Raw genomic sequence first — 14,069 nt, forward strand, 5'->3', positions numbered from 1 at the left:
ATATTTGAATTAATTTCCTGGCATCGTCTCCAGCAGTTCAACCTCAAAAATAAGATTAGCATTTGGTGGAATGATACCTCCGGCGCCACTTGCACCATATCCGAGTTTAGATGGAATAAACAAAGTTGCCTTGTCGCCAAATGACATCAAATTGATACCTTCAAGAAATCCCGGAATCAATCCGCCTTTATTGCCATATTGAAACGGGAATGGCTGATAACCTTTTTGGTCAGCACGTGCCTGGTCAAATTTCCCGAATTGTTTGCTGACTTCTTCATAGCTGCTGTCAAACAATGTTCCATCTTCAAGGTATCCGGCATAATGAATGTAAACGGTTGCACCATCAGCAGGTTTTTGGCCATTGCCTTTCTGGATGCTGTAAGTCAATCCGAATTCAGTTGTAGTACCTGTCGCTTTTATTTTATTCAAAGCAGCGAGTTTAGCCGCTTTTACGGGAGCAAACTTAGCTTCTTCAGTCTTTTTTTTTTCGTCAGCAATCTTTTGGTTCATGTGATTTGTTGTTGAAATAATCAGAGAATACTTTTGGCGCGTCGAAAGCTTTTGCCTCAGCGCCTTTTCTGATAATGGTTACTTTATCCATCACATCATTCTGGGCGATAGCGTTTACAACATCCTGACCAGTAACAACATGTCCGAAGATGGTGTGCTTTCCATTGAGCCATGGTGTGTCTTTGTGCGTGATGAAAAACTGGCTTCCGTTGGTGGCCTGACCTGAATTCGCCATTGCTAAAATTCCGGGCCTGTAAATTTATCGTCATTGAATTCATCTTTGAATTTATAGCCCGGATCTCCTGAACCGGTTCCGAGAGGATCGCCGCCCTGAATCATGAAATCGGCAATCACGCGGTGAAATTTAAGACCGTTGTAGAATGGTTTTCCTTTGTATTGTGACGACACAAAATCGTTTTTGCCTTCTGCAAGCGCAACGAAATTCGCCACCGTTACCGGTGCTTTTTTGTATTCCAATTGTACAAGGATTTTTCCTTTTGAAGTTTCAAATTCTGCAAAAAGGCCATCACCGGCTGCCGGTTTTGCTTCCAAAGCTTTTTTTGCAGTCGTGACTTTTGGAGCAGCAGCTTTTTTTGCTTTCTGCGCGTAAATACCAGATGTCATTGTTAAAAACAAAAGACATATTACTTTAAATTTCATTTTTTTTGTTTTAAATTCCTTACTCGATTTGCAATTTGCCGGGTTTTCAGGATTATTCCCTATTGTTGTTATTTAATTTCGATTTCAAAAACCATGTTGGTATTGGGTTTAATCGGACAGTTTCCGGCTTCACCATAACCCAATTCCGACGGAATGAAAAATATCGCTTTGTCTCCGTGCGACATTTTCTCCAATCCTTCTATAAGTCCGGGAACAAGTCCAACTTTGTTGCCAGCCTTGAATTGCATCAGCGAATACCCTTTTTGCGCCGCCTTTTGTTCGTTGTATTTTCCGAATTTCTTTTCAACATCAGCGATGTTGGAATCAAACAGCATACCGTTTTCAAAATAACCGGCATACCAGATGTCCATCATTTGACCGTATTCAGGTCTTTTGCCGGCGCCTTGTTTGATGATTTTGTAAATGAGACCGCTTTTGGTTTCAGAGCCTGAACTCTTCGCGGCAGCAAATAACGCCACTTTTTCATCCATGAATTTTTTGTATTTCAGCAACTCCGTTTTTTCTTTTTCAGCTTCAATAGCGGCCATTTTCTTTTCATTTTCAAGCTGAAGGGATGCTTGTTTCTTCTGGTTTTCGGCTTCTGCGGTATAATAATTATTGAAGGTTTTCACAGCATCAAATTTCTTCGCCTTTTCGCCATTGCGGATAATTTTTACAGAAATAATGCCGTCATCCTGTACAATTTTATTGACGGTTTCCATACCATTTCCAACGACATGGCCAAAAACTGTATGCCTGCCATCGAGATATTCTGTCGGAACATGCGTAATAAAAAACTGGGAGCTATTCGTATTCGGACCTGAATTCGCCATTGATAAAGTTCCTGCCTTATCATGAGACAAATCGGTAAATTCATCCTTAAATTTATAGCCGGTATCACCTGCGCCTGTACCTTCAGGATCGCCTCCCTGAATCATGAAATTCATCACTACACGGTGAAATTTTAGTCCGTCGTAAAACGGTTTTCCTTTGTATTCAGGCTTTACGAATGTATTTTTTCCTTCTGCAAGCGTAACGAAATTCGCAACAGTAACTGGCGTTTTTTCATATTCGAGTTGAACGATTATTTCTCCTTTTACAGTTTCGATTACGGCATAAAGCCCGTCCGGCAGATCGCTGTGGTCATCTTTGCACGAAAAAAGGGTAAATGCTAATGCAAAAAATAAAATCAGTTTAGTTTTCATTCTTAGTAATTATTCTGTTTTGGTTTTGTCTTCAGGTTTGAAATCATTGAGTGTTACTGTCACGATTAACGGCACATTCGGACCAATTTGCTTGTTGTCTCCATGAAATCCGTATGCAACGTGTGATGGAAAAAGAAACGTGATTTTTTCGTTTTTCTTCATCATTTTAATACCATCGCGCAATCCGGAACATGATGTTTTCTTTATCCACACGGTATACTTGCGGTTTCAATTCTATATCAGAATAAATCACGCTTCCGGCAAGATCTTTCACTTCGTAATCAAAGTAAGCGATATCTCCTTTTTCGGACGAAGCGTGTCGGAGCCGGTGTTTTGCTTTTCGTAATAATACCAATAGCCTTTTTGAGAGGCGATATATTTGTGCGCCGTGTCTTTAGTGATTACGAACTGAATGTCTTTTTCTTCTCCGGCAACGAGCTTTTTATTGCGCTCGACAGATTCCTTCATAAAACTTCCCGAAGTCTGCGAAACAGGCTTTCTTGCCTGTTGCTGCGAACACGAAATCAATACAACGCCAATGATAAGAGTTAAGATGTTTCTTGCGATTTTCATATTATTCAATTGAAGTTGTTTTTAAGATATTTTCAAAGCGTTTTACCGTTTCGGTGAGCGAAAGATACGATTTTCCGCCGGCTGCGTTGATGTGTCCGCCTCCGTTAAAGTGTTCACGCGCAAATTTATTCACATCGAAAGCACCTTGCGAACGGAAAGAAATCTTGATGATATTCTCGTCTTTATGCTCGATGAATATGGCTGCAAAAATAATTCCTTTTATTGAAAGGCTGTAATTGACAATGCCTTCCGTGTCGCCTTTTTTATAATTGAACTGGTCGAGTTCTTGTTGTGAAAGCGTGATATAAGCCGTTTTAAATTCAGGCCGCAGTTTCATATTCTGCAAAGCACGTCCCAATAAAAGCAGACTGTCGTAAGAATTATTGTCGAAAAGTAAATTGTGTACTTCGGCATTATTGATGCCTCTTTCAATCAAATCAGCGACGACATTATGTGTAATTGCAGTCGTCGAAGGAAAGCGGAATGAACCAGAATCAGTCACAATTCCCGTATAAATGCAAGTCGCAATGGTTTTGTCAATCTTAGATTTTTCTCCTAAGAAGCCTATAAAATGATACAGCATTTCGCAAGTCGAACCGTAATTCGTATCCGAAAACATATAAGCTGCATAGCTGTCAGGTTTCTGGTGATGGTCGATCATAATGAAAGGAACTGTCAGTTTGTCAAGCACATGTTCCATCTCGCCTGTGCGGTGTAAGGCATTGAAATCCAGCGTAAAAATCAACTCAGATTCTTGTAAAACTTTAGTTACGGCTTCTTTGTCTTTTTCGAAAATCAAGACCTTGTCTGAAGCTGGTAACCACGCCAGAAATTTCGGAAATTCATTCGGCGCAATAACAACCGGATTATGGTTGAGCGCTAATAAAAAGTGGTAAAGGCCTAATGTTGACCCCATTGCATCGCCATCCGAACTCCTATGCGGAATGATCGCTATTCTTTTTGGTTCGGCGAGCAGTTCCTTTATGGCGAGAATATCTTCGTTTTTCATTGACAAATCGTTGTTGGCGCACGGCCAAACGGCTTAGTATTTTTTAAGTAAATGCGAAATTACATTATTTTATGAATGTTACGATTAAAATTGGCTTAATGATAGTTAAGATTGTCTAAATTTTCGGGTTTGATTTTCAGAAGCAATGCAAAATCCGACTGCTTTTCTTATTTTAGCATTCAAATACAAAGACATGATTTCTGACCAACAGTTTGCAGCCGAATTACAATTGATCATCGAAAATGCTATTCGCGAAGACGTTGGTCCCGGCGATTATAGTTCACTCGCATGTATTCCCGAAACCGCTGCCGGAAAAGCAAAACTGTTAGTCAAAGAAGGCGGCATCATTGCCGGAGTCGCATTCGCCAAAATGATTTTTGAATATGTCGACGCCAATTTGAAAGTCGAAATTTTCATCAATGACGGCACTGAAGTACAATACGGCGATGTTGTATTGCACGTTTCCGGAAGTTCGCAATCTATTCTGAAAGCGGAAAGAACTGTTCTCAATTCAATGCAAAGAATGAGCGCTATAGCCACCAAAACCAACAATTACGTAAAGTTGCTCGAAGGTACCAAAGCCAAAATCCTCGACACCAGAAAAACAACGCCGGGTTTTCGGGCAGCAGAAAAATGGGCAGTAAAAATCGGTGGTGGCGAAAACCATCGTTTCGCATTATACGATATGGTGATGCTTAAGGACAATCACAATGATTTCGCTGGCGGAATAACAAATGCCATCACCAAAACCAAACAATATTTAAAGGACAATAACCTCGATTTAAAAATCATTGTTGAGGCGAGAAATTTAGATGAAATCCGTGAAATCCTGCAAAACGATGGTGTCCACAGAATTCTTATCGACAATTTCAATTTTGAAGATACTAAAACCGCTGTAGCTCTAATCGGTGACAAATGCCAGACAGAATCTTCGGGAAATATCAATGAAAAAACCATACGCAATTATGCAGAATGCGGCGTAGATTATATATCTTCGGGTGCGCTCACGCATTCGATTTATAACATGGATTTGAGTTTAAAAGCAATTGACAATTAATAATGAATAATTGAATCTAAACCGGAACTTGTAGATGTCACAAGAAATAGAGGCCAAAATCGAAAAAATTCCAGTGCTTCGCACCGCAGCGCGTTTTCTCAAGCGCGTCAAATTGCTCGAAGAACTCTCGCTCTACGAACTCCTTGAAATCTACATCATCGGCGTCGGAAAGGCAGCGCTCGGCAATCGCGCCGGTTCTATTGCTTTCAGTTTCTTCATGGCATTATTCCCATTTGCACTGTTTATTCTGAACTTAATTCCGTACATACCAATACAAGGTTTTCAGGCAGATTTTCTAAAATTCGTCTCCGAAAGCGTACCGCCAAATACTTACGAAGCCATTCATGCCATCATTTTAGATATTCTTAATAACAGTTACCAGGGCTTGCTTTCGTCGGGATTTTTACTCTCAATTTTCCTTCAGGCCAATGGACTCAACGCCATTCTAACCGGTTTTGAAAATTCTGTCCGCGTCAAACACAAACGCGCTTTCGTGCACCAATATCTCGTGGCACTCGGAATGTCGCTGACATTGACCATAATTCTCATCGCTACGGTCGCCATCATCGTCATCTCCGAAGTATTCCTCCAAAGCATCAAAAATCAGGATGTGTTAAACGACAATATCCCGATTCTTGTCGTCAGCCGTTACATTTTTGTCATACTGATGATCCTGATCGTCATTTCGATATTGTTCAAATACGGCACGATTCGGACAGAAAAACGCGCTTTCATCTCCATCGGTTCCGTTTTCACTACCATATTAATCATCCTTTCGTCTTACGGATTTGGCATTTGGGTTGTACGGTTCTCAAAATATAACGAACTTTACGGTTCTATCGGAACGCTGCTCATCATGATGTTCTACATCTGGATCAACTGCATGATACTGCTTTTGGGTTTTGAACTCGACGTCACCATCCGCGAGCACAAGGAAAGCATCCGAAAACGAAAAGGCTTAATTTGATTTTTTAGAAGCTATTCCGGCTATACGCAGTAGTTTTCGGGCCGAACGCCAGCCCAAAAGCTACTTGCTGCAAATGCGAAGCATTCACTGAACTCAAATAAAAAATAAAAGCTTGTGAAGTAATCCGGGCTAAAACCATATCCACATGAAAAAATATTTGTCACTTTTACTTCTCCTTTTCACAATCAGCGGGATTGCCCAGCACACCATCATCGGAAAATGGAAAACCATCGACGATGAAACCGGAAAAGCCATGGCCGTCATCGAAATCTACGAATTCAAAGGCAAGATTTACGGCCGCATTCAGGAAGTCATCAATCCGAACAACCGCAAGCACAAATGCGATAAATGTCCCGGCGAAGACAAAGGCAAAGGCCTCATCGGACTCAACGTAATCAAAGGACTCACCAAAGACGGCGACGAATATAACGGCGGCAAAATCCTCGACCCGAAAAGCGGTAAACTCTACAAATGCTACATTACGCTCGAAAATGACGACAAACTCAAAGTACGCGGTTATATTGGCATTTCGTTGATTGGAAGGACACAGTACTGGCATCGGGTGAAGTAGCAGGTTGCAGTCGGCAGATTTCAGATAGCAGACTGCAGATTTAGAAATAACTAAAAAAAGAAATTAATAAATTTGTAGCATAATTATCCACAAACAAAATCACTGCTTTCTGCCATCTGCAGTCTGAATCTGAACATGTTCTACGCCGAAGTAATCCTCCCGCTTTCTCTTTCAAAAACCTTTACCTACAGGATTTCTGAAGCAGAATTCGATTACCTGAAACCCGGTATGCGCGTCGCAGTTCCGTTCGGGAAAAGCAAGATTTATACGGCTTTGGTGATTGAATTGCACCAAAACCAACCGATTTTATACGAAGCAAAAGAAATCCACGAAATCCTCGACGACAAGCCAATTGTCACGCAAATTCAAATCGATCACTGGTTCTGGATTGCGTCCTATTATATGTGCGCGATTGGCGATGTGTACCGCGGGGCAATTCCGTCGGCGCTATTACTCGAAAGTGAAACCATAATTTCCCAAAAAGCTGAAGTTTTCATTGATGAAATCGCTTTAACCGACGAAGAATTCCTGGTATACCAGGCGTTGCAACAGCAATCATCTTTACGAATTCATGAAATCGCGAATATCTTAAACCGAAAGAATATTTTTCCTGTCATCCATAAAATGATCGACAAGAATATCCTGGTTTTACAGGAAGAAGTTTCTGAAATCTATAAACCAAAATTAGTGCGTTACATTCGCCTGCGCCCGGAATACAACAATAATGACCTTAATAACCTGCTGATTGAACTCAAAAATGCAAATAAGCAAAAGGATTTGGTTTTAAGTTATTTTCAATTATCGGCAACCGAAAAAAAACCCATTACATCAAAGCAACTGATTGAAACTGCCGCTTCTTCAGCTGCAATCGTCAAGACCTTAATTGATAAAGAAGTTTTTGAGGAATATTTCATTCAGGACGACCGCGTCATCTTCGCCGATGCCGAAGACAAGAAACTACAATTAAGCCCGGCGCAGCAAAAAGCATTTTCAGAAATCAATGCGGAATTGAATAACAAAGATGTCTGCCTTTTGCACGGCGTAACGTCTTCAGGAAAGACCGAAATCTACATCCAATTAATTGAACAATATATAAAGGACAAAAAACAGGTTTTGTATTTATTGCCAGAAATCGCATTGACGACACAATTGGTCGGAAGATTGCGCGAATATTTCGGAAATAAAGTCTCAGTTTTTCATTCCAAATACAGCAATAACGAACGCGTTGAAGTCTGGAATCGTGTGCTTGAAAATTCTGAAGCTGCACAAATCGTCATTGGAGCGAGGTCGGCTTTGTTTTTGCCTTATGCCAATCTGGGCTTAATCATCGTCGATGAAGAACACGAACAGACTTTTAAACAGCAAGATCCTGCACCGCGTTATCATGCGCGTGATGCCGCGATTGTTCTGGCGAATGCGCACGAGTCTAAAGTACTATTAGGTTCGGCGACGCCAAGTATTGAAACGTATTTCAATGCGACTACGGGAAAATTCGGTTTGGTTGAAATTTCAGAAAGATTCAACAATGTGATGATGCCGGAGATTGAACTCGTCGATTTAAAAGACAAATATTTCAGGAAAAGAATGTCAGGCCATTTCAGCGATACTTTGATTGAAAATATCACAAATGCTTTGTCATTGGGTGAACAGGTAATCTTATTCCAGAACCGCCGTGGGTTTTCGCCGGTTGTGGAATGCATGACTTGTGGGCACGTACCGCAATGTCCGCAATGCGACGTCAGCCTGACATATCATAAATTTAAAAACCAATTGCGTTGCCATTACTGCGGTTATTCGATGGCGAATCCGACGAATTGCCACGTTTGTTCGAGTGTAGATTTAACAACGAAAGGTTTCGGAACTGAACAAATCCAATTGGAACTGAACTCGCTTTTTCCAAATTCAAAAATCGGAAGAATCAACAGGACACGACGCGCGGCAAATTCGGTTTCGAAAAAATCATCGACAGTTTTAAGAACCGCGAGATTGATATTTTAGTGGGAACACAAATGCTTGCGAAAGGTTTGGATTTCGATAATGTTAGTCTCGTTGGAATTATGAACGCAGACAACATGTTATATCATCCGGATTTTCGGGCTTTTGAACGCAGTTTCCAGATGATGACACAGGTTTCAGGCCGTGCCGGACGTTCGGAGAAACGCGGGAAAGTTATCATCCAGACTTACAACCCAAATCATAACACAATTCAGCAAGTCGCCAACAATGATTTTTCGGGAATGTATAAGGAGCAGCTGTACGATCGTAAGATTTACAAATATCCGCCGTATTTCCGTTTGATAAAACTCACGTTGAAGCACCGCGATTTTGATAAATTAAAGGAAGGCTCGATGTGGTTGTACCAAGTGATGCAACAAAATTTGTCGATGCCGGTTTTAGGTCCGGAAGAGCCGCCCATCAGCCGCATCCGCAATGAATACATCCGGACTATCATGGTGAAAATTCCGCACGACAAGCCCATCGGAAGCACAAAAAAACTATCCAGAAGATGCTGAATAGTTTTGAGAGTGTCGCACAATACCGCGCGATAAAAGTTATGGTGAATGTTGATTTTTATTGAGGCACTTCGAGCGCTTTTTTCAAATCTTCTTTCTTGTTGCGGCTTAGCGGGATTTTCGTAGCACCGATTTCTGCAAATTTGCTGTTGAATTTGTCTACCTTATCTATATTGACGATAAAAGATTTGTGCACGCGCACGAATTTTTCCTTTGACAAATCATTTTCAAAAGATTTCATCGTAGAAAGCACGAGATGATTTTCGTCTTCGGTAACTACTTTTACATAATCGCCGTAAGCCTCGATCCATTTGATTTTTGAAGTAAAAATCTTTAGTTTTTTGAGTTTGCTTTTGATGAAAATATGGTCGCCGTCTTCTTCCTGGCTTTCGCGCATCATAATGTGCATGTTGATGGCGCGTTTGATGGCGGCCTCGAACCTTACATTATTAATAGGTTTCTGCAGATAATCGGTCGCATCATAATCGAAAGCCTTCAAAGCATATTCAGGTTTTGATGTGATGAAGATAACCTGTGGCTTCACTTTTAGTCCGTCAAGCAAGTCAAAGCCACTAACGACGGGCATTTCAACATCTAAAAACAGTAAATCGATAGAGTTGTACGACATGAAGTTTTTGGCTTCAAGCGCATTGGAAAATTCGCCTACTAAGTTGAGGTTGATGTGGTTACTGACCAGTTTTCCAATAATCATCCTTTGGATGGAACTGTCATCTACTATTACGCAATTCAATTTCATAAATCTCGCCTTTTCAATTTGGGAAAAATAAAAGTATATCAAAAAATATTAACAAACTAATTTTTAAAGGAAAAAATTGCAATTCGTCGATTATAATTGCACTTTACTTGCAGGTTAAAATAAAATGTTTACTTTTGCACCCTTATTAATAAATAATAAATATTTATATGAATCATTACGAAACTGTTTTCATCTTGAATCCCGTTTTATCTGAAGTCCAGGTAAAGGAAACAGTAAGCAAATTCGAAGATTTTCTTACGACTAAAGGAGCAGAGATGGTATCTAAAGAGGATTGGGCCTGAAAAAAATGGCTTACGAAATCCAGAACAAAAAAAGTGGTTTTTACCATTTATTCGAATTTAAATTGGCAGGTGAGCACTTGCTTGCTTTCGAAACTGAATTCAGACGTGACGAAAGAATCATGCGTTTCCTGACTGTGAGTCTTGATAAACACGCGATTTCATGGGCTGAGAGAAGAAGAGCAAAACTTAAAACCAAAGCTTAATTATGTCTACAATAGAGCAATCAGCTAAAGGAAAAAAAGACGGAGATATCAGATATTTAACGCCTTTGAACATTGAAACCAATAAAATCAAAAAATATTGCCGTTTCAAAAAATCAGGAATCAAGTACATCGATTATAAAGATGCAGATTTCCTTTTGAAATTCGTTAACGAGCAAGGGAAAATCCTTCCGCGTCGTTTGACAGGTACTTCATTGAAATACCAAAGAAAAGTGTCGGTTGCCGTAAAAAGAGCACGTCACTTAGCATTAATGCCATATGTGGCGGATTTATTGAAATAATTAAAAACACAGTTGTTGGTTTCCGGAAACGGAACCTAACTTCTATAAAAAGGACAACAACATGGAATTGATCTTAAAAAAAGACGTTCAGAATTTAGGTTTTAAAGATGATATCGTAACGGTAAAAGCCGGTTACGGACGTAACTTTTTAATCCCGCAAGGACACGCGCATTTAGCAACACCTTCAGCTAAAAAAGTATTGGCTGAGAATTTGAAACAAAAAGCGCACAAAGAATCTAAAATTGTTGACGATGCTAAGAAATTGGCTGAGACACTGAAAGGCATCGAAATCAAGATTGCTGCAAAAGCAGGTGGTGAGAAATTGTTTGGTTCTGTAACCAACATCGACATCGCTGAAGCTTTGGAAAAAGCAGGTCAGGTAATCGACAGGAAATACATCACCAGCGGAATTGTTAAACGTACCGGTAAATATACTGCTACTGTGAGACTTCACCGTGATGTGATTGTTGAATTGCCTTACGAAATCGTTGCTGAGAAATAATATTTTTCAGATATTTGAATATAAAATCCCGGCGAAAGTCGGGATTTTTTTTTGATGATTTGTAAATTTGCACGATATGTCACCCCGAGCGCAGTCGGGGGCTTGCTTATCTAAATCAGTATCATAAATATAATATGAAATACTCCAGATTAACCAAGGAACAATTCGAAGAACTACACCCGGAATTTATAAACTTTCTGGCCACACAATCAATTGATAAGTCTGAGTGGGATAAAATAAAATCGGAACAGCCGCAAATTGCCGAGCAGGAACTCGATGTTTTTTCAGATTTGATATGGGAGGGTGTGCTTACGCGTGCTGAATACCTTGAGCATTTCTCTAAAAATTATATTTTCTTATTCCATTGCAATGAAACCGTCATTCATTCGATTGTACTTAAATCAATGGATGCTGAAATTGATTTCCTTACCCAATCAGGACTCGAATGGCTTGGCGATAATTTATTTACTGATAATATCGAAATGAAGCGTGGCAGTAAAGTTTTTGACGCTGATCGTAACGTTTCTATTTTTGAGCTGATCCGTCAGGGTGCGTTCTTGAGCGACGGACAGTTGTATCTTCAGATTGTTTCTGTATTGGAATCTTAATACGACTTTTATTCTTTCTTCTGTTCGAAATGCAATATGGTAATTCTGAAATTATCTATTGTGAAATATTTATTTTTGCTTTGTCGATTTAATTTAACATTTGCGAACTTAAAATATCAACAAATCTAAATATTATCCTAAATTTTTATTTAAAATCTCATTTAGCGTCTTTTTTATTTTGTAGTTCACGAAATGTGTCCTAGCTTTATATGACAAAAGTTTCTTGTTAATTGTTTGTGATAAAAAATTCTGCCTGAATTGTTACCCGAAATTCAGATTTATCATTAAAAATTAACTCATTTAAAGTTTACTGAAAGGTGTGATTTTTTTCCATGCCTTCTGAAAAAATTGGATACAATTTGTGTCCCTGTAAACTATTGTCTTTTCTGAAATAAAGTATAATAATTAAAATCAGGCTTATGAAAAACACTACCATTTTTTGCAGAAAGTCCGCGCTGAATCTTTTCTTTATTTTATTCCTGTTATCAGTGAATAACACCGCGGCACAGTCGGTTCCGGTATATGCGACAAGCATTTCAAGCCAGGATCATGTCGATTTTTCATCAAATGCAATCGACGGAAATTTAACCACACGGGCAAGGATTCGCGCCAGTTCCGGAATTGCTTTGGGGATTGGTGATTACGACGGTCATGTTGAGCTCGAATTTCCTTCACTTTTACCCGCCAACACCACTTCATTTGTAAAAATACAAACCGACGACAATCTTTTGCCTGCCATTTTAGGCGGTAGTTTGGGCGGATTGCTTTCGGATGTTCTCGGAGGAGTATTGATTGGTAACCAGGAATTCACAGTACAGGCAAAAAATAACAATTCGATAGTTTTATTTGGAAATAGTCAGACAATAAGTGAATTTTCAACGCCAAGATTGCGTGTTGTGGTCAATGGTGCCGGAGATTATTTCCTCGCATTGACACCATCGCAAGCCTATAACCGAATCCGGCTTACCAATCGTTTAGGTTCATTAGTAGGATTGAACAACACCAAGCGGCTCGACGTTTACGAAGCTTTTTACATCGGAACGCCTGATCCATGCGGTGGCGCTTCCTATACTTCGTTTGACGGCTCTGGCTTAAGTCTCGATTTATTGGGGTTGGGCGGTGCAGGGGTGGCCAATCCGCAAAATGTCATCGATGCCAATCCGAATAATTTTTCAAGGCTCAGCTTGGGAATCCTGAATGTAGCGGGCTCAATCGAGCAGACCGTTTACTTTGACGATTTGTCTGCGAGCACTGATCAGTTTTTTATAAGAATGAAAATTGACCCGTCTTTACTGACGCTCGGCGTTGTCAACAATATCCAGGTTATTGCTTACAATGGCCCTGATTTGGTACAAACTGTAAACTTAAATTCGTTGCTTAATCTTGATTTGCTTACCTTATTGCAGGGAAATCAGGTAGCGAGAATCAGGTTTTCGCCTGGCTCACCGGTTAGCAGGATTACAGTCAGGTACAATTCACTGTTGAATGTGCAACTTACACAAAGCCTGGATTTGTATGGCATTGTTCGCGCGCCGGCTAATCCAACGATTACAGATTCGTTTACTTCAAATCCGGTGATTTGTGCTGGCTCAACGGCTTCTTTAATCGCGCAAACTGTCGCAGGAACCGAGTTGAATTGGTATTCACAAGCGCAGGGTGGAACGATATTGGCCACGACAACTTCCGGACAGCCATTTGTCACAGGAATTTTAAATGCAGATACTTCTTACTATGTTTCAGCCAGAAAAATTGGTTGTACAGAAGAATCGTTAAGAATAAGAATTAACGTAGATGTAATTGCATTACCAACCGCGACGTCAATCAATATTGCGAATGAATTGAACGCCTGTAACGGCTCAGTTGTTCTGGCACCGACGGCTTCTAACGGAGGCACTGCTTTCCGATATTATAAAGATCAGGCAAAAACCAGGAAATCACAACAGGATATTCGGGAGATGCCGGCGTTACTTACACAAAAAATAACACCACCGGAACTTTAACCATCACCGGACTTAACGCGGCCGCATCGCCTTACGTTTATTATATTTCCCTTACTGTGAATGGCCTTTGCGAAAATGCCGTAAATACTTTAAAACCTGTAACTGTCAATTTTTCTTCGCAACTTATTTTAAATGTCCAGGCATCAATTCAAGGTTGCGGAAGTGTAAATCTTCGCAATGCGATCCTGAATTTTGACAGTTCGGATGATATCCAATATAACTTTTTCAATAGTGCAAATATGCCGATAACTGCTGATGCGGCTGCAAATATCCAATCCAGCGGCACTTATTTTATCCAGGGCACAAAGTCTTAATGGCGGTTGTTCTTCGACA

The 14,069-nt window shown here is 40.1% G+C and carries 13 protein-coding genes and 3 pseudogenes; 10 read left to right on the top strand and 6 right to left on the bottom strand.

From position 1 onward, the window contains the following. Positions 1-9: 9 nt before the first annotated feature. The 5 genes and pseudogenes from ACSLFW_RS10450 to ACSLFW_RS10470 all read right to left on the bottom strand — a co-directional run bounded on the left by ACSLFW_RS10450 (position 10) and on the right by ACSLFW_RS10470 (position 3,957). Positions 10-1,170, bottom strand: a pseudogene (locus ACSLFW_RS10450) (peptidylprolyl isomerase). Between the two features lie 68 nt (positions 1,171-1,238). Further along, positions 1,239-2,375, bottom strand: a complete 1,137-nt coding sequence (locus ACSLFW_RS10455; RefSeq protein ID WP_436555691.1) for a peptidylprolyl isomerase — start codon at positions 2,373-2,375, stop codon at positions 1,239-1,241. 9 nt (positions 2,376-2,384) lie between these two features. Next, complete coding sequence (locus ACSLFW_RS10460) at positions 2,385-2,540, bottom strand: hypothetical protein (RefSeq protein ID WP_436555692.1); 156 nt, start codon at positions 2,538-2,540, stop codon at positions 2,385-2,387. A gap of 105 nt (positions 2,541-2,645) precedes the next feature. After that, positions 2,646-2,948, bottom strand: a complete 303-nt coding sequence (locus ACSLFW_RS10465) for a hypothetical protein (protein ID WP_436555693.1) — start codon at positions 2,946-2,948, stop codon at positions 2,646-2,648. 1 nt (position 2,949) lies between these two features. Continuing rightward, entirely contained in the window at positions 2,950-3,957 is a 1,008-nt protein-coding gene (locus tag ACSLFW_RS10470) for a DHH family phosphoesterase (protein WP_436555694.1), read from the bottom strand. Positions 3,958-4,150: 193 nt separating this feature from the next. Here ACSLFW_RS10470 and nadC point away from each other — a divergent pair, with 193 nt between their 5' ends. The 4 genes and pseudogenes from nadC (at position 4,151) to priA (ending at position 9,130) form a co-directional block, all read left to right on the top strand. Continuing rightward, positions 4,151-5,014, top strand: a complete 864-nt coding sequence (gene nadC, locus ACSLFW_RS10475; RefSeq protein WP_436557430.1) for a carboxylating nicotinate-nucleotide diphosphorylase — start codon at positions 4,151-4,153, stop codon at positions 5,012-5,014. 34 nt (positions 5,015-5,048) lie between these two features. Then, the gene (locus tag ACSLFW_RS10480) at positions 5,049-5,981 is read left to right on the top strand and encodes a YihY/virulence factor BrkB family protein (protein ID WP_436555695.1); all 933 of its coding nucleotides are present in this window, start codon (positions 5,049-5,051) and stop codon (positions 5,979-5,981) included. Positions 5,982-6,126: 145 nt separating this feature from the next. After that, the gene (locus ACSLFW_RS10485) at positions 6,127-6,552 is read left to right on the top strand and encodes a DUF2147 domain-containing protein (protein ID WP_436555696.1); all 426 of its coding nucleotides are present in this window, start codon (positions 6,127-6,129) and stop codon (positions 6,550-6,552) included. A 135-nt stretch (positions 6,553-6,687) separates the two neighbouring features. After that, positions 6,688-9,130: pseudogene (gene priA, locus ACSLFW_RS10490) on the top strand (replication restart helicase PriA). Here the strand turns inward: priA and ACSLFW_RS10495 are convergent. Further along, positions 9,124-9,822, bottom strand: a complete 699-nt coding sequence (locus tag ACSLFW_RS10495; protein ID WP_436555697.1) for a LytR/AlgR family response regulator transcription factor — start codon at positions 9,820-9,822, stop codon at positions 9,124-9,126. The pseudogene priA and the gene ACSLFW_RS10495 sit on opposite strands and share 7 nt — an antisense overlap. 167 nt (positions 9,823-9,989) lie before the next feature. Here ACSLFW_RS10495 and rpsF point away from each other — a divergent pair. The 6 genes and pseudogenes from rpsF (at position 9,990) to ACSLFW_RS10525 (ending at position 14,050) form a co-directional block, all read left to right on the top strand. Then, positions 9,990-10,327: pseudogene (rpsF, locus tag ACSLFW_RS10500) on the top strand (30S ribosomal protein S6). Between the two features lie 2 nt (positions 10,328-10,329). Continuing rightward, positions 10,330-10,626 (top strand): 30S ribosomal protein S18, encoded by a 297-nt coding sequence (rpsR, locus tag ACSLFW_RS10505; RefSeq protein ID WP_436555698.1) that lies wholly within the window; start codon positions 10,330-10,332, stop codon positions 10,624-10,626. A 61-nt stretch (positions 10,627-10,687) separates the two neighbouring features. After that, complete coding sequence (rplI, locus tag ACSLFW_RS10510; protein WP_436555699.1) at positions 10,688-11,128, top strand: 50S ribosomal protein L9; 441 nt, start codon at positions 10,688-10,690, stop codon at positions 11,126-11,128. 134 nt (positions 11,129-11,262) lie between these two features. Beyond that, positions 11,263-11,736, top strand: a complete 474-nt coding sequence (locus ACSLFW_RS10515; RefSeq protein WP_436555700.1) for a DUF6495 family protein — start codon at positions 11,263-11,265, stop codon at positions 11,734-11,736. A 419-nt stretch (positions 11,737-12,155) separates the two neighbouring features. Further along, positions 12,156-13,736, top strand: coding sequence for an immunoglobulin domain-containing protein (locus ACSLFW_RS10520; protein WP_436555701.1), 1,581 nt, complete (start codon positions 12,156-12,158; stop codon positions 13,734-13,736). Between the two features lie 56 nt (positions 13,737-13,792). Further along, the gene (locus tag ACSLFW_RS10525; RefSeq protein WP_436555702.1) at positions 13,793-14,050 is read left to right on the top strand and encodes a hypothetical protein; all 258 of its coding nucleotides are present in this window, start codon (positions 13,793-13,795) and stop codon (positions 14,048-14,050) included. Positions 14,051-14,069: the final 19 nt, after the last annotated feature.

Origin of the sequence: Flavobacterium sp. 3HN19-14, assembly GCF_051373205.1 — a bacterium.
GTDB lineage: Bacteria > Bacteroidota > Bacteroidia > Flavobacteriales > Flavobacteriaceae > Flavobacterium.